Source organism: Methylomonas albis, from assembly GCF_014850955.1.
GTDB lineage: Bacteria > Pseudomonadota > Gammaproteobacteria > Methylococcales > Methylomonadaceae > Methylomonas > Methylomonas albis.
Map to the genome: position 1 here is coordinate 3571303 of NZ_JACXSS010000001.1, position 18556 is coordinate 3589858.

The window sequence follows — 18556 nt, forward strand, 5'->3', positions numbered from 1 at the left end:
ACCCAAATCATCCTTCACGTTAACAAGGGTTTACTGTCGCGATAATGTCCTGAGCCGGCTTCAAGGTAATACTCGCGGCCTCCCGAATTTTGCCCGAGGTTTTAAAGGTAAAAGCTCTTAGCAAGATCACAATGACAATCATCATTTCCAGTTCCGCAAAATGCCGACCGATACAGTTGTGCAAGCCGCCGCCGAACGGGAAATAGGCGTACTTGTGCCGCTTATCCGCTCCAGGACTTAAAAAATGTTCCGGATAAAAATCATTGGGCTTTTCCCAAAGCGCGGGATGACGATGAGTAACATACATGCTCAAAATAATGATCGTGTGCTTTTCGATGCGCTGCCCGCCTACCTCAATCTCGGCAATCGCTTGAGTTGAAAGGGCCGCGGCCGACGGAAATAGACGTAAGGTTTCGGAGAGCACCGCTCGGGTATAGGTGTATTTCTGCAAGTTCTCCGCAGTCAACGGCTCATCTCGATAGATTTTGACTTCCGCCGTGACCCGATGGTGTACGGTTTCATGCTGACCCAGAAAATAAAAAAACCATGAAAGTGCGTTCACTGTGGTGTCTTGTCCGGCAAAAAACAAGTTAATCGCCTCATCGGTCAAAAACGCCTTGCTCATGCGATAACCGGTCTTTCTATCGACTGCCAGCCGCATAGCCGAAATCAAACTCTGCTCCACTCCAGCCTGGTTCTGGATAATTTCTTGACTGACAAAATCCGATAGGTAGTCAACCGCGGCCTGGTAGGCGCGGCTTTTGCCGGGCATCAACCTCATCAATTTGCCATTAGTGATCATTTCGGCCACCAGGTGCGGCAATAGTCCCTTGCTGACGGTTTCAATGGCTTGAATTAAAGCGTCGCTATTTGCCAAGGTATCAACGGATCGCCCGGTCAAGACCTGAATAAAGATTCTCTGGACCAATCGTTTCAGCACTTCGGAAAGATTGACCTTACCGGGAGCGGCCAAAAGCAATTTGGCGTTTGCGTTCTCCGCTTCATGGATGAACACCCGCTCCCATACACCGACGGCTTCCTTGGTAAACAACGGCTGCATCAGGCGCCGCTGCTGAATCCAAGCGTCGCCTTTGCTATTGACGAGGCCGTCACCAAACAATGATTTTTTTGCCTCATATAAATAATCCCGGCTTAACAAGCCCCGGGCTTCTTGCGCATACACGGCCTGAATGTGCTCAGGATGACAGACAAAAAGCAGTTTCTTGTTAAAAAAACGACCCAGCACCAGATCGCCGTATTGCCGATGGATGCTTGTCAGCGTTTTCACCGGACTATTCAAAGAACCCAGCAACGGAATCAGCAGTGAATGCTCCTTGATGAGCGGCAATTCAGTCGTTAAAACGTCCATTTAATCTGTCCTAGTACGGAACGATCGTAAAGGGGAACATCCCCCGGCAACAAGATAGGGTTTAGACTCGGTTCCTTGGCCTGACTCCCGAATATATTATTGGCTCTTATCACGAACTCGAGCGGCTTTGCGACTTGGGTGGACAGCGTCAGTCCGGCGATAAAATAACCCCGCAAAGGAACACGCAAATCGTTTTTGGGGCGATGCCTTTCCCCTATCCAATTCAATTGCGCGCCGACTCTCCAGTCTTTGACAAATTCCCAGTTGATCAATGACTTGATCATATGCTTCGGCAACAGACCGGTTTGATTACTGTCACTGACACCATGATAGCTGTAATTCACCGAAAAATTTAAGTCGTCGGCAAAGGCGTATCGCATTTCGGTTTCCAGTCCTATGCCATTGATCTTCGGGATATTGGTAAACGCGACAGGATTCGGTGAAACCGAGGTCATTGAGGTCAAGGTTGAATCGCTGACCGACGTGATCAAATTTTTGAATTCAAACCAATACACATTAGCGGAAGTCGCAAGGCGTGGCGACCATTTATTTTCGATCTGAAACTCCAGCGTATTAACCGATTCCGATTTGATGTTTGTACCCGGCGTTAAGGGCAAATTTTTTTCAAGAAAGGACGGCGGCCGAAATGAGCGCCCATAAAGCAGCTTGGCCGTGAGGTTGTTGTTCACATTCCAAACCAACGATACGCGTGGACTGATTCCATCCAAGACGTCGGAATAATAGTCGTATCGCAAGCCGGTGGTCAGATAAAAGTCGTTGGCAAAATTCCATTCATCCTGAAATAACGCGTAAAAATTGGTGCGTGTCTTGGAACTTAAAACCGGATCATTGCCGAATGCCGACACCTCGGTTAATGGAATTTGCGTGACAAAGTTCGGCGTAATTAGGTAGTTGATTTTATTGCTGACATCGGTCACCCAGTGATAGATGATGCCGGCGCCCAAAGTCGCTTTATGCTTCCGAATTCCAGCATAATTAAATTGGGTGGTTAGCCCGGTCGTGCCCTGAAAATATGTCGTTCGGCTTTCAGCCCCTTGAGGCAACGAGCCTCCGAAAGTGCCGGCGGGTAAAAGATTGTAATTCCACCGCGTATCTTGCCCTACAAAATAGAAGGTTGTGTCCAGGCCCAATGCATCGGAAAACTGATGTTTCATTGAAAGATCAAGATTATAAATATCCTCATCTGTGTAACCATTCGGATCCAGCGCGAGCGCTGCACCTTCCCCCGTCTGAACATTATTGAATCGCTGATACCCTGCTCTAAGTCTGAGCCAGTCTTGGAAAGCTAAGTCTATTCGCGCATCGACATCGTCACGGCCATAGTTTGTGAATCCAGGCGCATGGGATGCCGCAGTACCGAACAACCCATCCAGCACTGTTTGGGCATCCCGTTGAATATATCCCCGCGTGCCGCCGGTTGTTCCTCCTTGCAAAGAAACGGCGTATTCCCAATCCGCTTCTTTTTCGCCATATTGCAACCATCCTTCGTAGGTATCTCGGCTACCGAAGAAACCACCGGCATAACCGCCGTTGATTTCATTTCCGGTTTTCGTAATGATGTTAATCACCCCCGTAGTCGCATCGCCACCGTAAAGCATAGACCCGGGCCCCCGGATAATTTCAATATGCGATATGTTCTTAACCGGCATGGTCCAAGCGAGCGGCTTGCCGCCGATTGCAGCATTTCTGAGGGGAATCCCATTCACCAACACCAAAACCTGGGTATTGGCTTCGGAATAGATACCTCGGAACCCAACCACTTTATTGCCGGCTCTGGCACTGCTCACATGGATGCCGGGCAAATATTCTAAAACATCCTCTAAGCGCCGTGCTCCAATCGCTTCAATGTCTTCCTGAGTAATGACCGAGGTTACGCTAGGCGCGCGATTTATCGGCACAGCATGACCGGATGCTATAGATATCATTTTGTCGCTACCGTATATCAACTCCAAATCATCCATAGCGTGGATGGTTTCGGGCAACAAGATGACGAAAAAAAGAAGTGGTTTTGACATTTTCACGCCACACCTTCTTAACAATTATTTACTTTTTATTTCAAATATCACAACCATTTGAAACAAAAATAATTATAGATGTTTCTTGATCACATCTATCCAAGACAGAGCCTAACGTTTTTAGTAATTCCTTGCAAGATTTTTTGACTCCACCAGCACACTAAGCGCACTTATCTAGGAGAACTTACCAACCTGGTGACAAGCAATTCAAGGCAGAAACATTAAACCTCACAAGACATCAACAAATTCATTGAACCAAGGAAGCACCTACTGCAAAACCGCTTAGAAAACTCTCATGAAAAACTCTTGGAGCTACAACTCAGGGTTTTTGATAGCCTTTATCGGTCACTTCGTAAATGATAGATATAAAGCCCTTATGACGATATTTGATTCAATTAAACCGCCTGCAATGCGCTCCCATTTAGTAGAGAGGATATTATGGACAAGCCGGCTTTAGTTTATCTTCGACCCAAATCTGCCGCCGAATATCTAGGTATCAGTATCGCAACCTTCTGGCGCCTTGTCGCGAAAGGCAAGATCCCTACCGCAAAAATAGGGTCACGAACGACCGTTTGCAAAAGAGAAGATCTTGACCAACTCATTGAATCAGCACTTTAAGATTCGACCGTCATTTCTTAAACGACAACCCACAAGCCTTCCGATAAAACAGGCTTCAGAGCCGTATCGCTCCGATTTACACTCAACATAGATCCACACTTCAGCTTAATGAGTGCGGATAAAGCCACACCCTTGATCGCCTCTCTAACAGGCTGTTGAAATTTAAAAACTTGCTCCACTTTTTGCCAAAAAATGGCTTTCATGCAAAGCCAAATTACGTAAGTCATTGATTTTTCGTTCCAGAAAAACGGCTTTTTATGGAAAATTTGGGAGTTTTAGGAAAATTTCTCCACCGATTTTCCTTTTTCAACAACCTGCTAAGCTGAAACACTTGGATCACCACCAAGCAAATCGATGCAGAGTGGCACTGCCTGCACATCCACCGTAAATTTCCTTCGCATATGGAAAATATTACAAGGAAGGACAACCAAACAAGCGAAAATTTGAATCAGTAAATTAACGAGAAACGCTATTGGCAAAAAAAATTGCACAAAGCGACATTGAATGCGACATTAACAAACGTACGAGCAAAAAAAAGGGCCTAGCATTTTAGCTAAGCCCTTGATTTATTTGGCTCCCCCGGACGGGCTCGAACCGCCGACCTAGTGATTAACAGTCACCCGCTCTACCGACTGAGCTACAGGGGATTAATGTTTTGCGTGTTCTCGATATGGCGCGCCCGGAGAGATTCGAACTCCCGACCGCTCGGTTCGTAGCCGAGTACTCTATCCAGCTGAGCTACGGGCGCTTATCTGAGCCGCTTATTATCTTTTTTTTATTAATCTATGTCAAGATTTATTTAGTGGCGGAGAGAGAGGGATTCGAACCCTCGATGCGCTTTTGGCACATACTCCCTTAGCAGGGGAGCGCCTTCGGCCTCTCGGCCATCTCTCCTATAACTTACTCAGCCTTCCGTACTCCCTTCTTCGGATTGCTCTTTTTTAATTCTCTCGTAGATTTCTTCCCTATGAACAGATATATCTTTTGGTGCATTGACACCAATTCTAACTTGATTTCCTTTTACCCCAAGAACCGTAACAGTTACATCGTCACCAATCATCAAGGTCTCTCCTACTCTACGAGTCAAGATAAGCATACTATCTCCCTACACTATTAATGCGCTTTGTTACTGCAACATACTCGAATCGACTATTATAGCCCTTTTTTACAAAAAGGAAAGAAAAACTCCAATAATGCTAAACCATCCAGCCACCTCAAATTAAATACTCGCTAATTCAAAAACATACATGCAGATCTAACTCTTCTAATGTAGGCTAGTAACGAAGCACGCATTCGCAAATTTGCGATTGTCGCCGAAGATACACCAAAACAGCCTATGCTAGTTTCGTATGTTTCATACGTTAACCGGCGGACGCCTATCTCAAGCTCCAGCTCGCGAGAATACAAAAATGCGCAAACTACCTTTCCAACTCAGACATCAATTGAAGCTATTGCTCGTCAGCGCGCTCGGCGTCGCTCCAACATACGCAGAAAAGTCGGGGCATGGCCACGGCAATGAGCACAAGCATTAACCACACCAGAAATACGAACGGGAAGATCACCCAAATTATGATGATAGATCATATAACCGCGAGGATTTTAATTCGCGCCAAGAACGCTATTTCAACGACCAACACCGACTAAGCATTAGTCAATATTACACTGATCAGTACCGCTCTGGTCACTGCCCTCCGGGGCTACAGAAGAAACATAACGGTTGCCTGCCGTTAAAAAATGGCGCTTAGGTTACCCATTGCCCAGAGATGTTGTTTATTACAACATCCCCTCCACCCTAATAGGCGCTGCGCCTGCCGGGTATCGCTTTGTACGAGTTGCGTCGGACATTTTGATGATTTCCATCGGCAGTAGCATGGTCACGGATGCACTAACCGATCTTAATAGTATGTGATGGCAGACCGAGCTGCATCTATCAGCCTGACTATTTTTGTTCAGTATCCGTAACTCAATTTACGGACTTTTTTCAGCTCGCCATCTTCAAACTCCAATAGCTGCTGAAACCTACGCGGTCCAAAGTTGTATACCCATTCCTCGATCAGCACTTCTTCAAACTGGTCTATCTCCAATGCGCCATAGGGATGCCGCAAGCGGCTACCACGTATCGCCCTGCGCTCTTCCACCGAATCCGGCTCGCCGCATTTTTCCAACACATCGGCTTTATAGTCGCCAACCTGAACCAGTTTATGCCCACAACGTAGCGCAAACGCATCGCCGGCAAACACCAGCATGCCTAAAGCAAAAAGTATTCCTCTTATTGGAGGACTAGCCATTAAGGACTTACCGTATAGCTTTGCGAGTAGCTGCCACTTTTATTGCATACGTTCCGACTGGTCGGCGATTCACAAGATACGTCGGTAAATTCCGCCTTCAATTCACCGGCCTTATCCGGCACAAAATAGAAACGGAAATTAGGGTCGGCGCTGATCGCAATGTCAATCTTAGCGTTGAGCACTGGCTTGTCGTTAAAAGTCACTTTCAGTTGATCGATAAAGTGCGATTTTCTGATGAAACGGGTCATTTGATCCATCTGCATGCCCGTGAGGTTCGGGTGGCTGATCATCAATTGCGTCAAGGCCGGTTGGCCGCTTTGAATACCGTCGTCAAGCCGAAACTTAACTTTGCCCAGCCGCTTCATGGCTTCATCCAGATCCGCACCAATCGGTGCCGAGCAGCCGCCACTGGCTTTCACGAATTTTTTGGTCATGCTGAACTTGCCGTCATTGGTTTCGGCGACCGCGCGAATGTCACTATAGGTATTGACGCGCACTCGCAAAGCCAAATCGGCTTTACCGCTCTCCGGAAAGAACTCAAATTCACCGACAAACGGAAACGGATTTTTATCAACAAACAGCCAGATTTTTTTGATGTATTTATCTTTGCTTTGCCCAAATTTGCTGGTGACCTTAACCGGCACAATCGCCGGATCTTCTGCCCGATAGGGGGCGTCCAATTCGATAACCGCATTGGATTCTTCAATGTTTTTACCGGCAAAAAACTGGCTTTTCAAAACCGTGTTCCAGGTAATGTCGTCGCCTTCGGCGCTGGCGATGACCGGCAAAATCATTAAAGCCAGCAGATAAATAACGTTATAAGACTTGTGCATGCTTCTAATCTCCTCTGTTTAATCTTCCCATTCCAGCTCGGCAAACGCGATAGTCACGTTTTTGCGGTGGAATTGTTCAAATAATTGCCAATTCTTTTTAGCTGGCAAGCCGACGGTATTTACAGCCTGTTCCAAGGTTTTGCCCTGTTTGATCATAGACCGTACTTCCGTAGCCAGACCGTTCAAATAGGCTTTTTGCGGCTGCAGACTTGCCGGCCAATCTTTCACCAAATGACCGTGGCCGGGTACGACTAGTTTGTAGTGATTTTTCTCCAAGCGTTCCATCTCAGACAACCAGCCTTTGATGCTGCCGTCTATCACCGGAATATGCTCCAAAAACAACAGATCGGCTAGCCACATAGTCTCGGTTGCTTTGTCATAAACGCTCAAGTCGTTATCGGTATGCGCACTGGGATGGGCGGTCAGCAGCAGTTCGCGATTACCGATGTTCAGGGTCATGCTGTCATTCACCTCTATATCGGGCGGAATGATGTTGTCGTGATTGACTTGAATATTCAGCAATTCCGCCGCGCGACCGAGATAATGGTCGCCGCGTGTGGCCATGGCCCGCGCCAGCTTATGGTGGCCGACAAACTGCACGCCCGGTTCCTTGAAAGCGATATTGCCGTAGATATGGTCAGGATGCACATGGGTGTTGATCACATAGCAAACCGGTTTGGTGGTAACTTGCCTGATGGTATTTCGCAACGCGGCGCCCTGCTGTGGACTGCCACCGCTATCGATCACCGCCACACAACGCTCGCCGACAATAAAGCCGATATTGGCAATCTCGCCGTGATTGTCCCGATCCGGCCAATGATGTGCGGCGGTATGCAGATAGATACCCTGCGCCACTTGGCTGAAAGACAGCGGCGGCAGTGCCATACTGCTGTAACTGGTCAATAGGCCCATTAACAACAACACAAACTTCATTCAGCTGGCTCCTATGCGGCGATGCGTTTGAAAAATTCGGTCTCGGCAATAATATCTTGGTTATTTTCCACCCTATCCAGATAGACCAATCCCAATAGATGATCGAACTCGTGCTGGAAGACGCGGGCCGGAAAATCCTGTAAGGCCAAGCGGTGGGTTTCACCTTGCTGATCTTGATATTGCACTTCGATAGCCCGGTAACGCGGCACTAGCGCCCGGATACCCGGCACGCTTAAACAGCCTTCCCAGTCTTTATACAATGTGCTGTCCACCATTTCGAAACTTGGATTGACCATCACAATCGGCGGCATTTCCGGAGCATGAGGATAACGCGATGTAGGCCGGGACGCGATGATCAAAATTTGCCAGGAAGCGCCCAATTGTGGCGCAGCTATGCCGACACCGCTGGCCTCCAGCATAATCTCATGCATGGTTTCAATCAGTTTATGGAACTCCGAGCAGGCAAAGTCGTCAACAGGCTGCGCCCGCCAGCGCAATACCTCGGCCCCCAGTTGTACTATCGGTGTTTTTGAAGTCATGGTTATAGCGAATATCGCATCGGCAAGTTGCGGAACATGGTGGTTTCGGGCGCAAGTATACTGCCGATTGGCAGAATCTTCCCGCCTTTACTTTACAAAGCTTTTTTGTGATATTAGCGACAGGGCCGTTACCGAAAACACGGGATTCCGTGTTGCCGACCGATTATTACAACAATTAGTTTTTTCCACAGGAGACAGTATGAAAAAAATCAACAAAACCCCGTTCGCCATCGCAATCGGCGCATCTCTGCTACCAACGCTGGCAGGTAATATAGCCCTGGCAGACAACAATCCATTTGCACTGTCAGAGTTGAGCTCAGGCTATATGTTGACCGCCGAAGCCAAACCTGAAGCGGGCGCCGATAAAATGAAAGACGGTTCTTGTGGAGAAGGTAAATGCGGCGCTTCCATGAAAAAAAGCACTGAAAGCAAAGCCGCTACCGAAGGCAAGTGCGCAGGTAACAAACCCGCTACCCCAGCTGCCGACAAAGCAGCTGACGGCAAAAAAATGGAAGGAAACTGCGGCGCTAATATGAAATAAACGCCGATAACGCCGGCTTTATCGTGATCGCAAAGCCGGCGTTTTTTTTACGCTAAACCGAAAAACTCTCCCCGCAACCGCAGGTACCTTTTACATTCGGATTGTTGAACTTAAAGGCCTCGTTAAAACCTTCCTTGGCATAATCCAACTCAATGCCGCTCAATTTGTCCAGATCAGACTGTTTTACCAGCACTTTCACCTCGTATTGGTCGAACACCACCTCGTCGGCTTCGGCCTGATCGGCATAATCCAACACATAGGCATACCCCGAGCAACCGGACGTTTTAACCCCCAATCGCAAACCTAAGCCTGTGCCGCGTTTTTGTAACTGTTTTTGGATTTGTTTGGCGGCACTTTCGGTAATGGTAATACCCATTGCTAATTCTCCTAACTAATTTGCTATCGACGCTTTTAAGACATCGACAAATTGATCGATTTCGGTTTCGTTATTGTCCTTACCCAGACTAACCCGGATGGCCGACCTAGCCAAAGAGGCTTCCACCCCCATAGCGACCAATACCGGACTGATCTCACCGGACGACGCCGAACACGCTGAGCCGCTGGAAACCGCAATATTGCGCTGATCGAGTTGCATTAACAACATTTCGCCGCTGATTCCGGGAATACCAAACTGCACGGTATTGGGCAATCTTTTGACCTGTTCTGCAAAAATCACCAAACCAGGAATGGTGCGTAGAGCCTGCTCCAATCGCGTTCTGAGTGCCAACACCCGCACGCCCCGTAACGCGGCCTCTGCCTTAGCCAATTCGGCGGCTTTGCCAAAACCCACTATTGCCGCCACATTTTCCGTGCCGGCCCGCCAGCCATACTGCTGATCGCCCCCGCGCAGCCAGGGCTTTAGAACAAAATCTTCTGCCACTACCAACGCCCCACCTCCTTTTGGCCCGTATATTTTGTGACTGGATAAACTCATCAACTTAACGCCCAGCTTTTTGAACGAAAATGAAATCTTACCCAAGGCCTGAACCGCATCGGTATGCACATTGACACCGCGCTCAGCCAAATGTTCGGTGATGGCTGCAATGTCTTGAATAAGCCCGGTTTCATTATTCGCCAACATAACGGACGCCATGTCGCCAGCCTGCCAATTTGCTCTATCCAACGAAACTAAGGGCACTGCTCCAGCCTCATTCACCTCAAGCGTGTGCAATTGGCGGAAACGCTGCCGGTTGTACTCGGCGTTTTCGAAAATGGAGGGGTGTTCGATAGCTGAAATCGCTAGCCCCAAGCCACACGCATTCGCCAGAGCAAGCGCATTAGCCTCGGTGCCGCCGCTGGTAAACACTATCCGTGCTCCAGGAGCATCGATAAGTGCTGAGATTTGCTCTCTGGCTATATCTATTGCACTGCGAGCGACACGACCGAGCTTGTACAGACTGGATGGATTACCATACATTGCATGCAAGTAGGGCAACATTGCCTCCACCACCCGCTCATCACAACAGGTAGTGGCGTTATGATCCAGATAGATCATTAAGCGATGCGTTTTTCCTGCCGGGGTGGCATTTCGATGACATGCTCCACGTGCTTACTCTGTCTTTTTGCCACGTCGCTGACGAAATCGCGCTCCAGCAATTGTCCAAGACTAATTTCTTTTAAATAAGCGCGAATTTGCTCGCTCAAACCCATCCACAAATCATGCGTCAGGCAGGGCTCATCGTTATGGCAGTTGGCTTTTCCGCCACATTTGGTTGAATCGACCGGCTCGTCGACTGCCTCAATTATATCGGCAATATTGATCTCTCGGGCGCTTCGGCTAAGCGTATAACCACCACCAGGCCCTCTGACACCCTTCACCATACCGGCCTTGCGCAAACGCGCAAACAATTGCTCAAGATAGGACAAGGAAATGGTTTGTCTTGTCGCAATATCAGTCAAAGTTACCGGATTGGATTGACTGTGAAAAGCCAAATCCAGCATCGCGGTGACCGCGTAACGCCCTTTTGTGGTAAGCCGCATGTCATACCCCTTACAAACTAATGAAAATAAGGTGGACTATAAATAAACCCAGTAATTTGGTCAAGTATTCGATCACAACTCTTATCTGAAGCATCAACAAGAGCGCCAGCATTTTTCGGTAAAGCTGAAATGGGTCCCATCCGATTTCAGCGCGAAAAATTTGCTGGCAGTTTATGCCTTCGGCGGCCCCGATTCGTCCGCGTCACCTCGTTTCGACCCAACAGGGGGTCGAAACATCGGCTCTCGCATGACTTGACGCCGTGTCGCGATGCCTTGCAGGTTTTCTCCGCTTCGCTGCGAAAACCCGCCCAGCGCTACGGCTATCGGGGACTAAAAATCTTCACTTCGCTATCGCTCCGTTTCCAAGATTTTCAGCGGCTGAAATTTGAATTCGTTGGGATTCAGCGGTTGATACCTCGTTATTTTTCGAAAAACTTAAGGAAAACGGACTTAAATTTTCGAGGCGGTTGATCAAAAAGCGTTGGAACGGCAGAAATTGGAAAAATTGATATTATGCTTGTAAGGGGACATTTTCTTAATGATTTCTATTGTTTATCCTTAATCTCGCAGTCGTCCAACACGGATATTGCTTGGCGGTGGCAACTGATGCCGGCATCGTTCAATACCTGCTGCATATCGGCTATTTGCTTATCAAGTTGATGAATATGATCAAGCATAAGATTGATGGCATTGGCGATAGGGTCCGGCATATCGCTAGTAGCACCATAGGCGTCGAAACCGATTTTTTGGGCCATCGCATCGCGCCGCGCTTGTTCTTGCTTGGCTTTGGCATCGACTATATGCGCGGGAATACCGACTACCGTGACACCAATAGGCACCGATTTCACCACCACCGAATTGGAACCGACTCTGGCACCATCACCGATTTCAATCGGTCCCAACACTTTAGCCCCGGCACCTATCACCACACTATTGCCCAACGTCGGATGGCGTTTGCCCTTATTCCAGCTGGTTCCGCCCAAGGTTACGCCATGATATAGCGTGCAATCGTCGCCGATCACCGCGGTTTCGCCAATCACCACACCCATGCCATGATCGATAAAGAACCGCCGGCCAATTTGGGCGCCGGGATGAATTTCGATGCCGGTCAACCATCTACCTAGGAAGGATACATATCGGCCCGCCCACCTAAAACCACGCAGCCACAGCCAATGACTACAGCGATGAATCAATACCGCGTGAAACCCCGGATAAGTCGTCAATATTTCAAAAACCGATTGCGCCGCCGGATCTCGGGCAAATACACAATGAATATCTTCTTTAAGTCTGGACAACATGGGCTTACTTGGTATTGTGATTTTGCGAGAAACGCAGGATACCCCGCAAAATATCCAGCTCTTTAGTATCGAGTTGGGTCCGATTAAAGATTCTACGTAAACGCCGCATAATCGATTTGGAGCGCTCCGGATGCAAGAAACCTATGTCGGCCATGGTTTGCTGCAAATGGCCATAAAACGCCTCCATTTGCTCGGCCGTCGCCAACGGTTCCTCACCGTAATCTCCCACGTTACTAAATATTTCCTGGCCCGAAGCAATGAACAATTCGTAACCAACTACTTGCACGGCGGCAGCGAGATTCAACGAGCTGTATTCGGAATTGCACGGTATGCGCAGCAAGAAATGGCAAAGATCGAGTTCATGGTTTTTCAAACCGGAATTCTCGCGGCCGAACACCAAGGCAATATTTTGCTCTGGGAATACACCCACCCATTTTTCGGCAGTTTGCCGTGCGGTCAAACTTGGCCAGCTGATGGTTCGGTCACGCGCACTGGCCCCCAACACAATCCGGCAATCGGCAATCGCATCCTGCAAGGAATCGAAGACAGTCGCAGCCCTAAGTACATCGTCGGCCCCTGAGGCCCTGGCCGTGGCGTCGGCATGCGGAAAAAACTTTGGCGATACCAAGCGCAGTTGATCCATCCGCATATTTTTCATGGCTCTAGCCACCGCACCAATATTGCCGGGATGGGAAGTTTCGACTAAAACCACTTTAAAATGAGATAGCAATGCCAGGCCTCTGCGGCTAAAAAAGCAGCGATTCTAGCAAAATTTGCTATCCTATCCGAGTTTTCTAACTGCTCATTTCCAATTCGATCTATGCACCCGATGCTTAATATTGCCGTCCGCGCAGCGCGGAACGCCGGCGACCTAATCCAACGTTCCTCACAAAATATCGAGAAACTCACCATCGATCAAAAAAGCCGTAACGATTATGCCTCCGAAGTCGATCGGGCCGCCGAGCATGAGATTATCAAAGTCATTCGCGCCGCGTTTCCCGACCATGGGATTCTGGCCGAAGAAAGCGGCGAACACATAGGCAATGACTACACTTGGATAATCGATCCTTTGGACGGCACCACCAATTTTTTGCACGGCTTTCCGCAATATGCCGTGTCTATCGCGCTAAAAAACAAAAATAAATTGGAATTGGGCGTCATTTACGACCCAACCCGCGACGAACTATTCACTGCCGAACGCGGCGGAGGCGCGATGCTGAACAATCGCAAAATCCGGGTTACCAAACAGAGCAGTATGCGCGGCGCCCTCATCGGCACTGGTTTTCCGTTCAAAACCATGGAAAATATCGAGCCCTATTTGGGCATGTTCAAAGCCGTCTGTGCCGACTCAGCGGGCATACGCCGTGCAGGAGCGGCCGCACTGGATATGGCGTATGTGGCCTGTGGTCGCCTGGATGCGTATTGGGAAATCGGCGTCAAGGAATGGGATATTGCTGCGGGGGTATTATTAGTGCAGGAAGCAGGCGGCGTCGCCACGGATTTTTCCTTTAACGACAAATACTTACAATCCGGCAACATTATCGTTGGCAACCCCAAGATGCATCAATTGATGTACCACGCCATCGAGCCACATGTGCCGGCGCGTTTAAAATAAAGCGCAATTCGGCGTTTCGCCTAGAATTGTTATCGTCTAGCCTTTTCTTTTATACTTATCGGCTAATCAAATTATAAGAGGCCATCATGGAAAAACCCTTTATCCTGCACATGCTGACTACAGCCAAGAATTTAAGCCCATTCGACGTCAATATGGCGATGGATGCTGGCTGGATTTCAGCAATCCCCTACATTAACGTTGAACCCAGCGAAGTCAGGGGCTTGGTCCAAGATGCCATTTTCTCGCGCAGTCCCAAAGGCTTGTTACGCACCGCCATTTTCATAGGCGGTCGCGAAACCAAGCAAGCTATGGACATGTTGAAAATGGCGAAAAATTCCATGGTGCCGCCTTTTGAAGTGTCGGTATTCGCAGACCCTAGCGGCGCATTCACCACTGCTGCAGGCATGGTTGCCGCCGTTGAAAAAGAACTGGCTGAAAAATTCGATACCACACTGGAAGGTAAAAACGTGATCGCCTTGGGTGGTACAGGTCCGGTCGGTCAAGCGGCCGCAGTGATTGCTGCTCAAGCGGGTGCCAAGGTCAGAATTATAGGCAGACAGCTCGATAAAGCCGAGCGCACCGCAGAACTGTGCAGCGAAGAATTTGGCGATGGAAAAATCATGGTACTTGCAGGTGCCGACGCCGATAAAGCCGAATACATGAAAACCGCCGACGTGGTTTTTGCAACAGGTGCGGCCGGTATTGAATTACTTAGCACCGAATTAATTTCCAAAGCCGCACAATTAAAAGTGGCTGCCGATGTAAATGCGGTACCGCCAGCCGGTATTGCCGGAATTGATGCGTTTGACAACGGCAAACCCTTAGCGGGATCCACCAGCGGCGCGGTAGGCATAGGTGCACTGGCGATAGGCAACATCAAATACCAAGCACAAAGCCGTCTGCTGAAAAGAATGCTGGAAAGCGATCAACCGCTATTTTTGCATTTCGAACACGCTTTTGAAGTCGCCCGCGAATTCATCAAATCGACCAAATAATTAGCTAAGCTCCCCAAAGTCTGCCTATCACAGAGGGTAAGGTAAAAATGGCAAAACGCAGCATACTCCACATGTTCGACCCGATGCCAAACAACAGTCCGTTTGACATTAACATGGCACTCGATGCAGGTTTTGATGTGCTCATGCCCTACTCCAATGTCAAACTGGAGAGCATTCACAATTTGACCCAAGATGCGATTTTTTCGCGCAGCCCGTCGGCCAGCAAAAAAACCGCGATATTTATCGGTGGCAGAGATATGGGCATGGCTATCGACATGCTGCAAGCCACCAAACCGGCCATGGTGCCGCCGTTTGAAATTTCCGTATTCGCGGACCCCAGCGGCGCCTGCACCACTGCAGCGGCATTAGTAGCGTGCGTGGAAAAAGCCCTGAAAGATCATCATGGCAAGGAACTGAAAAACTGCAAAGCAGTTGTTTTCGGCGGCACCGGTCCGGTGGGCATCGCCACCGGCGTAATAGCATCCTTACAAGGCGCCGAGACAATCTTGGTGGATCATCTATCAATAGATTCCGCCAAGGATGCAGCCAAACAATACAATCGGCGCTTTGGCGCCAGTATGACCGGCGGCGTAGCACGCAATGACGAAGAAAAAGCAGCGTTAATAGCCGATGCAGACCTAGTATTTTGCACCGCAAAAGCCGGCATTCGCGTAATCAATGCAGCCGTGCTGGCACAAGCCAAACAATTAAAAGTAGCGGGCGACGTTAATGCCGTACCGCCATCCGGCATAGAAGGCATAGAACTTAACGATTTATCTACGCCGCTGACCTTGGCCAATCAGTCAGCTAACGCAGTCGGAGTCGGTGCGCTGGCGATAGGCAATGTTAAATACCAGCTGCAACATGAGTTGTTAAAACTGATGCTGGAAGCAGAAAAACCAGTATTTCTTGATTTTCGCGAAGCCTTCACCAAAGCCCGCACCTTGGTCTAAGTACTTCAGGGCTGTGCGTTAATCAAACACACGGCCCTGCTATTTAGAGAGCATCTAAATAACTAAATTTGACCGCCAGCCTGGTTAACTCCACATCGTTTTTTATCTTTAGTTTATGATACAAACGATAGCGATAGGTGTTGATAGTCTTGTCACTCAACTGCAAGGCTTCCGACATTTCCTGGATACTCTTACCGGATAAAATCAGCCGCACCACTTCCGCCTCCCGCTGGGAAAGCTGCAAAAAAGGCGAAACATCTGCGCCAGGCAAAAACTGAAAAGCCAAATTACTGGCCACATCCTGGCACAAATACCGCTTACCGGAAATCACCGATTTAATCGCCGCCACCATTTCGCTGACAGGCGAAGCCTTGGACACGAAACCGACTACACCCAATTTCAGCAACTGCTGCGGTATAGGCCCATCGTTATGCACCGACAACGCAATGATTTTAATCGAAGGCTGCGATTGCAGTATGCGCCGACACGCTTCAAACCCGCCTATTCCCGGCATATTAATATCCATCAAAATCACATCAGGTGGCTCTCGCTCGACAACGCGCAAAGCCTCCTCGCCACAATTACATACAGCGACCACCACAATATCCTTTTCAGCCGCCAATAGCGCCTCTATGCCGCTTCTGACAAGCTCGTGATCATCAACCAGCAATACTTTAATCATAACTTCCTTTTCCTGGACTTCTATCCAACCAAGTTTCCCAAATTTCATCGACAACAGCAACGCTAAAAGTTAATAGAATAAACCCAAATAGCGTTGGTGATTCGTGGTTTTAGCGTTTAGCCGTTAAAATAGCGGTTTTGATAAACCAACCTCAGGTCCACCATGCGCACTTCCCAATTTCCTCTTAGCACCGTCAAAGAAATACCTGCCGACGCCGAAATAGCCAGTCATAAGCTGATGATACGCGCCGGCTTGATCCGCAAACTCGCCGCCGGGGTATATACCTGGCTACCGCTGGGCTTGCGAGTATTGCGTAAGGTAGAGCATATTGTCCGTGCGGAAATGAATAAAGCCGGTGGTCTGGAAGTGCTGATGCCCGCCCTGCAACCCGCCGAGTTATGGCAGGAAACCGGTCGCTGGGAAAAATACGGACCGGAATTGGCACGACTGAAAGACCGCCACGACCGCGAATTCTGTTTGGGCCCTACGCATGAGGAAATCATCACCGATCTCGCCCGTCATGAGTTGAAAAGCTACAAGCAGCTACCTATCACCTATTACCAAATCCAAAGCAAATTCCGCGACGAAATCCGTCCGCGTTTCGGCGTGATGCGTTCGCGCGAGTTTATAATGAAAGATGCTTACTCGTTCCATCTCGATCAGGAGTCGCTACAAGCAACTTACGACGTAATGTATCAAGCCTACACCAATATTTTTAACCGCTTCGGTTTGAAATTCCGGGCAGTGATAGCCGACTCCGGCTCAATTGGCGGCGCAGTTTCCCACGAATTCCACGTACTAGCGGAATCGGGCGAAGACGCCATCGCTTTTTCCACCGCCAGCGATTACGCCGCGAATGTCGAAAAAGCCGAAGCCTTAGCACCGGAAGGCGCTCTCGCCGCGCCAACACAAGCTAGGACCCTAATTGATACGCCAAATCAGCACAGCATCGAAGATGTCAGTGGGTTTTTTAAGGTCAGTGCGGCGCAGTGTTTAAAAACTTTAATTGTCAAAGGCGACGACGACACCTTAGTTGCGTTATTACTGCGCGGTGATCACGAATTAAACCCGATAAAAGCCGAAAAAATCGACGGCGTACTGTCACCACTGGTATTTGCCAGCGATGAGGAAATTCTCGGAGCCTGCCGCTGCAAACCCGGCTCGATAGGTCCGTTCGACCTAAGTATCAAGATAGTTGCTGATCGTAGCGTGACAGTGATGTCCGACTTTATTTGCGGCGCTAACCAGGACGGTAAACATTATCAAGGCGTCAACTGGCAGCGCGACCTTGCCTTACCTGAACACATTGCAGACTTACGCATGGTCGTCGAAGGCGATCCCAGTCCTGACGGCAAAGGGGAAATTACGATTGCCAGAGGCATCGAAGTAGGCCATATTTTTCAGCTTGGCACTAAGTACAGCGAAGCGATGAACGCTTCCATCGTTAACGAAGCCGGCAAAAACCAGATCATGCTCATGGGTTGCTACGGCATTGGCATCTCACGGGTGGTCGCGGCCGCTATCGAACAAGGCCACGACGACCGCGGCATTATCTGGCCTAACGAACTAGCACCGTTTCAGGTGGCGATTTGCCCGATGAATATGCATAAATCTGATCGATTGATCGATACGGTCGAAAAAATCTATCAGGACTTAACTGATGCCGGCATCGAAGTCTTACTGGACGATAGAAAAGTCCGCGCCGGCTTCATGTTCTCGGACATGGAACTGATCGGCATACCGCACCGCATCGTGATCGGCGACAGAGGCCTTGATAGCGGTACCGTGGAATATCAGGGTAGGATGGATAAAGAAAGCCAGAATGTTGAGTTCGACAATCTAGTCAATTTTATCAAGAACAAACTTGTATAACAGT

At 48.9% G+C, this 18556-nt stretch carries 20 protein-coding genes and 3 tRNA genes; 6 read left to right on the plus strand and 17 right to left on the minus strand.

Features of this window, described 5'->3' with window-relative positions:
- Positions 1-19: 19 nt before the first annotated feature.
- Entirely contained in the window at positions 20-1369 is a 1350-nt protein-coding gene (locus tag EBA_RS16330; RefSeq protein ID WP_192375695.1) for a cytochrome P450, read from the minus strand.
- Positions 1357-3405 carry a TonB-dependent receptor plug domain-containing protein gene (locus tag EBA_RS16335; protein WP_225616341.1) on the minus strand — a complete coding sequence of 683 codons (2049 nt, stop codon included), beginning with the start codon at positions 3403-3405 and terminating at the stop codon, positions 1357-1359. Before EBA_RS16335 ends, EBA_RS16330 begins: the two co-directional genes overlap by 13 nt.
- Positions 3406-3843: 438 nt before the next feature.
- Here EBA_RS16335 and EBA_RS24955 point away from each other — a divergent pair, with 438 nt between their 5' ends.
- The gene (locus tag EBA_RS24955) at positions 3844-4023 is read left to right on the plus strand and encodes a helix-turn-helix transcriptional regulator (RefSeq protein ID WP_192375697.1); all 180 of its coding nucleotides are present in this window, start codon (positions 3844-3846) and stop codon (positions 4021-4023) included.
- 17 nt (positions 4024-4040) lie between these two features.
- Here EBA_RS24955 and EBA_RS16345 read toward each other — a convergent pair whose 3' ends face one another.
- The 9 genes from EBA_RS16345 to def form a co-directional block, all read right to left on the minus strand.
- Positions 4041-4250: a hypothetical protein gene (locus EBA_RS16345; protein WP_192375698.1), complete on the minus strand. Its 210-nt coding sequence runs from the start codon at positions 4248-4250 to the stop codon at positions 4041-4043.
- Between the two features lie 344 nt (positions 4251-4594).
- Positions 4595-4670 (minus strand) — tRNA-Asn (locus EBA_RS16350).
- 24 nt (positions 4671-4694) lie between these two features.
- Positions 4695-4771: transfer RNA gene (locus EBA_RS16355), tRNA-Arg, on the minus strand.
- A gap of 55 nt (positions 4772-4826) precedes the next feature.
- Positions 4827-4917 (minus strand) — tRNA-Ser (locus EBA_RS16360).
- A gap of 10 nt (positions 4918-4927) precedes the next feature.
- Positions 4928-5119, minus strand: a complete 192-nt coding sequence (csrA, locus tag EBA_RS16365; protein WP_192375699.1) for a carbon storage regulator CsrA — start codon at positions 5117-5119, stop codon at positions 4928-4930.
- Between the two features lie 853 nt (positions 5120-5972).
- A complete protein-coding gene (locus tag EBA_RS16370) occupies positions 5973-6311 on the minus strand; it encodes a DUF2845 domain-containing protein (protein WP_192375700.1) in 339 nt (112 codons plus the stop codon).
- Complete coding sequence (locus EBA_RS16375) at positions 6311-7144, minus strand: quinoprotein dehydrogenase-associated SoxYZ-like carrier (protein WP_192375701.1); 834 nt, start codon at positions 7142-7144, stop codon at positions 6311-6313. The genes EBA_RS16370 and EBA_RS16375 overlap by 1 nt, the downstream gene beginning before the upstream one ends.
- Before the next feature lie 18 nt (positions 7145-7162).
- The gene (locus EBA_RS16380; RefSeq protein WP_192375702.1) at positions 7163-8077 is read right to left on the minus strand and encodes a quinoprotein relay system zinc metallohydrolase 2; all 915 of its coding nucleotides are present in this window, start codon (positions 8075-8077) and stop codon (positions 7163-7165) included.
- A gap of 11 nt (positions 8078-8088) precedes the next feature.
- Positions 8089-8616, minus strand: coding sequence for a peptide deformylase (gene def / locus EBA_RS16385; protein ID WP_192375703.1), 528 nt, complete (start codon positions 8614-8616; stop codon positions 8089-8091).
- A 199-nt stretch (positions 8617-8815) separates the two neighbouring features.
- Between def and EBA_RS16390 the strand changes: the two genes are divergently transcribed.
- Positions 8816-9157 carry an HvfA family oxazolone/thioamide-modified RiPP metallophore gene (locus EBA_RS16390; protein WP_192375704.1) on the plus strand — a complete coding sequence of 114 codons (342 nt, stop codon included), beginning with the start codon at positions 8816-8818 and terminating at the stop codon, positions 9155-9157.
- Positions 9158-9209: 52 nt separating this feature from the next.
- Here the strand turns inward: EBA_RS16390 and EBA_RS16395 are convergent, their stop codons facing one another.
- From EBA_RS16395 to EBA_RS16415, 5 genes are all read right to left on the minus strand, one after another.
- The gene (locus EBA_RS16395; protein WP_192375705.1) at positions 9210-9533 is read right to left on the minus strand and encodes a HesB/IscA family protein; all 324 of its coding nucleotides are present in this window, start codon (positions 9531-9533) and stop codon (positions 9210-9212) included.
- A gap of 15 nt (positions 9534-9548) precedes the next feature.
- Positions 9549-10652, minus strand: coding sequence for a cysteine desulfurase family protein (locus tag EBA_RS16400; protein WP_192375706.1), 1104 nt, complete (start codon positions 10650-10652; stop codon positions 9549-9551).
- Entirely contained in the window at positions 10652-11137 is a 486-nt protein-coding gene (gene iscR, locus EBA_RS16405; RefSeq protein WP_192375707.1) for a Fe-S cluster assembly transcriptional regulator IscR, read from the minus strand. Before iscR ends, EBA_RS16400 begins: the two co-directional genes overlap by 1 nt.
- Before the next feature lie 545 nt (positions 11138-11682).
- Positions 11683-12435, minus strand: a complete 753-nt coding sequence (gene cysE, locus EBA_RS16410) for a serine O-acetyltransferase (RefSeq protein WP_192375708.1) — start codon at positions 12433-12435, stop codon at positions 11683-11685.
- A 4-nt stretch (positions 12436-12439) separates the two neighbouring features.
- Positions 12440-13165 carry an RNA methyltransferase gene (locus EBA_RS16415; RefSeq protein WP_192375709.1) on the minus strand — a complete coding sequence of 242 codons (726 nt, stop codon included), beginning with the start codon at positions 13163-13165 and terminating at the stop codon, positions 12440-12442.
- Positions 13166-13255: 90 nt separating this feature from the next.
- Here EBA_RS16415 and EBA_RS16420 point away from each other — a divergent pair, with 90 nt between their 5' ends.
- From EBA_RS16420 to EBA_RS16430, 3 genes are all read left to right on the plus strand, one after another.
- Positions 13256-14050 carry an inositol monophosphatase family protein gene (locus EBA_RS16420; protein ID WP_192375710.1) on the plus strand — a complete coding sequence of 265 codons (795 nt, stop codon included), beginning with the start codon at positions 13256-13258 and terminating at the stop codon, positions 14048-14050.
- Between the two features lie 86 nt (positions 14051-14136).
- Complete coding sequence (locus EBA_RS16425) at positions 14137-15045, plus strand: NAD(P)-dependent methylenetetrahydromethanopterin dehydrogenase (RefSeq protein WP_192375711.1); 909 nt, start codon at positions 14137-14139, stop codon at positions 15043-15045.
- Positions 15046-15092: 47 nt separating this feature from the next.
- Complete coding sequence (locus tag EBA_RS16430) at positions 15093-15998, plus strand: NAD(P)-dependent methylenetetrahydromethanopterin dehydrogenase (RefSeq protein ID WP_192375712.1); 906 nt, start codon at positions 15093-15095, stop codon at positions 15996-15998.
- Between the two features lie 43 nt (positions 15999-16041).
- On the opposite strand, the gene EBA_RS16435 is transcribed toward EBA_RS16430, so the two are convergent.
- Positions 16042-16680, minus strand: coding sequence for a response regulator (locus tag EBA_RS16435; RefSeq protein ID WP_192375713.1), 639 nt, complete (start codon positions 16678-16680; stop codon positions 16042-16044).
- Between the two features lie 162 nt (positions 16681-16842).
- Between EBA_RS16435 and EBA_RS16440 the strand changes: the two genes are divergently transcribed.
- Positions 16843-18552 (plus strand): proline--tRNA ligase, encoded by a 1710-nt coding sequence (locus tag EBA_RS16440; RefSeq protein ID WP_192375714.1) that lies wholly within the window; start codon positions 16843-16845, stop codon positions 18550-18552.
- The last annotated feature ends 4 nt before the right edge of the window (positions 18553-18556 follow it).

Coding starts and splice junctions, on each gene's coding strand:
- EBA_RS16400 (WP_192375706.1), bottom strand. CDS start 10,652: ATGATCTATCTGGATCATAACGCCACTACCTGTTGTGATGAGCGGGTG.
- EBA_RS16370 (WP_192375700.1), bottom strand. CDS start 6,311: ATGGCTAGTCCTCCAATAAGAGGAATACTTTTTGCTTTAGGCATGCTG.
- EBA_RS16330 (WP_192375695.1), bottom strand. CDS start 1,369: ATGGACGTTTTAACGACTGAATTGCCGCTCATCAAGGAGCATTCACTG.
- EBA_RS16395 (WP_192375705.1), bottom strand. CDS start 9,533: ATGGGTATTACCATTACCGAAAGTGCCGCCAAACAAATCCAAAAACAG.
- EBA_RS16335 (WP_225616341.1), bottom strand. CDS start 3,405: ATGTCAAAACCACTTCTTTTTTTCGTCATCTTGTTGCCCGAAACCATC.
- iscR (WP_192375707.1), bottom strand. CDS start 11,137: ATGCGGCTTACCACAAAAGGGCGTTACGCGGTCACCGCGATGCTGGAT.
- EBA_RS24955 (WP_192375697.1), top strand. CDS start 3,844: ATGGACAAGCCGGCTTTAGTTTATCTTCGACCCAAATCTGCCGCCGAA.
- csrA (WP_192375699.1), bottom strand. CDS start 5,119: ATGCTTATCTTGACTCGTAGAGTAGGAGAGACCTTGATGATTGGTGAC.
- EBA_RS16380 (WP_192375702.1), bottom strand. CDS start 8,077: ATGAAGTTTGTGTTGTTGTTAATGGGCCTATTGACCAGTTACAGCAGT.
- EBA_RS16375 (WP_192375701.1), bottom strand. CDS start 7,144: ATGCACAAGTCTTATAACGTTATTTATCTGCTGGCTTTAATGATTTTG.
- EBA_RS16345 (WP_192375698.1), bottom strand. CDS start 4,250: ATGACTTACGTAATTTGGCTTTGCATGAAAGCCATTTTTTGGCAAAAA.
- EBA_RS16425 (WP_192375711.1), top strand. CDS start 14,137: ATGGAAAAACCCTTTATCCTGCACATGCTGACTACAGCCAAGAATTTA.
- def (WP_192375703.1), bottom strand. CDS start 8,616: ATGACTTCAAAAACACCGATAGTACAACTGGGGGCCGAGGTATTGCGC.
- cysE (WP_192375708.1), bottom strand. CDS start 12,435: ATGTTGTCCAGACTTAAAGAAGATATTCATTGTGTATTTGCCCGAGAT.
- EBA_RS16435 (WP_192375713.1), bottom strand. CDS start 16,680: ATGATTAAAGTATTGCTGGTTGATGATCACGAGCTTGTCAGAAGCGGC.
- EBA_RS16440 (WP_192375714.1), top strand. CDS start 16,843: ATGCGCACTTCCCAATTTCCTCTTAGCACCGTCAAAGAAATACCTGCC.
- EBA_RS16420 (WP_192375710.1), top strand. CDS start 13,256: ATGCACCCGATGCTTAATATTGCCGTCCGCGCAGCGCGGAACGCCGGC.
- EBA_RS16430 (WP_192375712.1), top strand. CDS start 15,093: ATGGCAAAACGCAGCATACTCCACATGTTCGACCCGATGCCAAACAAC.
- EBA_RS16390 (WP_192375704.1), top strand. CDS start 8,816: ATGAAAAAAATCAACAAAACCCCGTTCGCCATCGCAATCGGCGCATCT.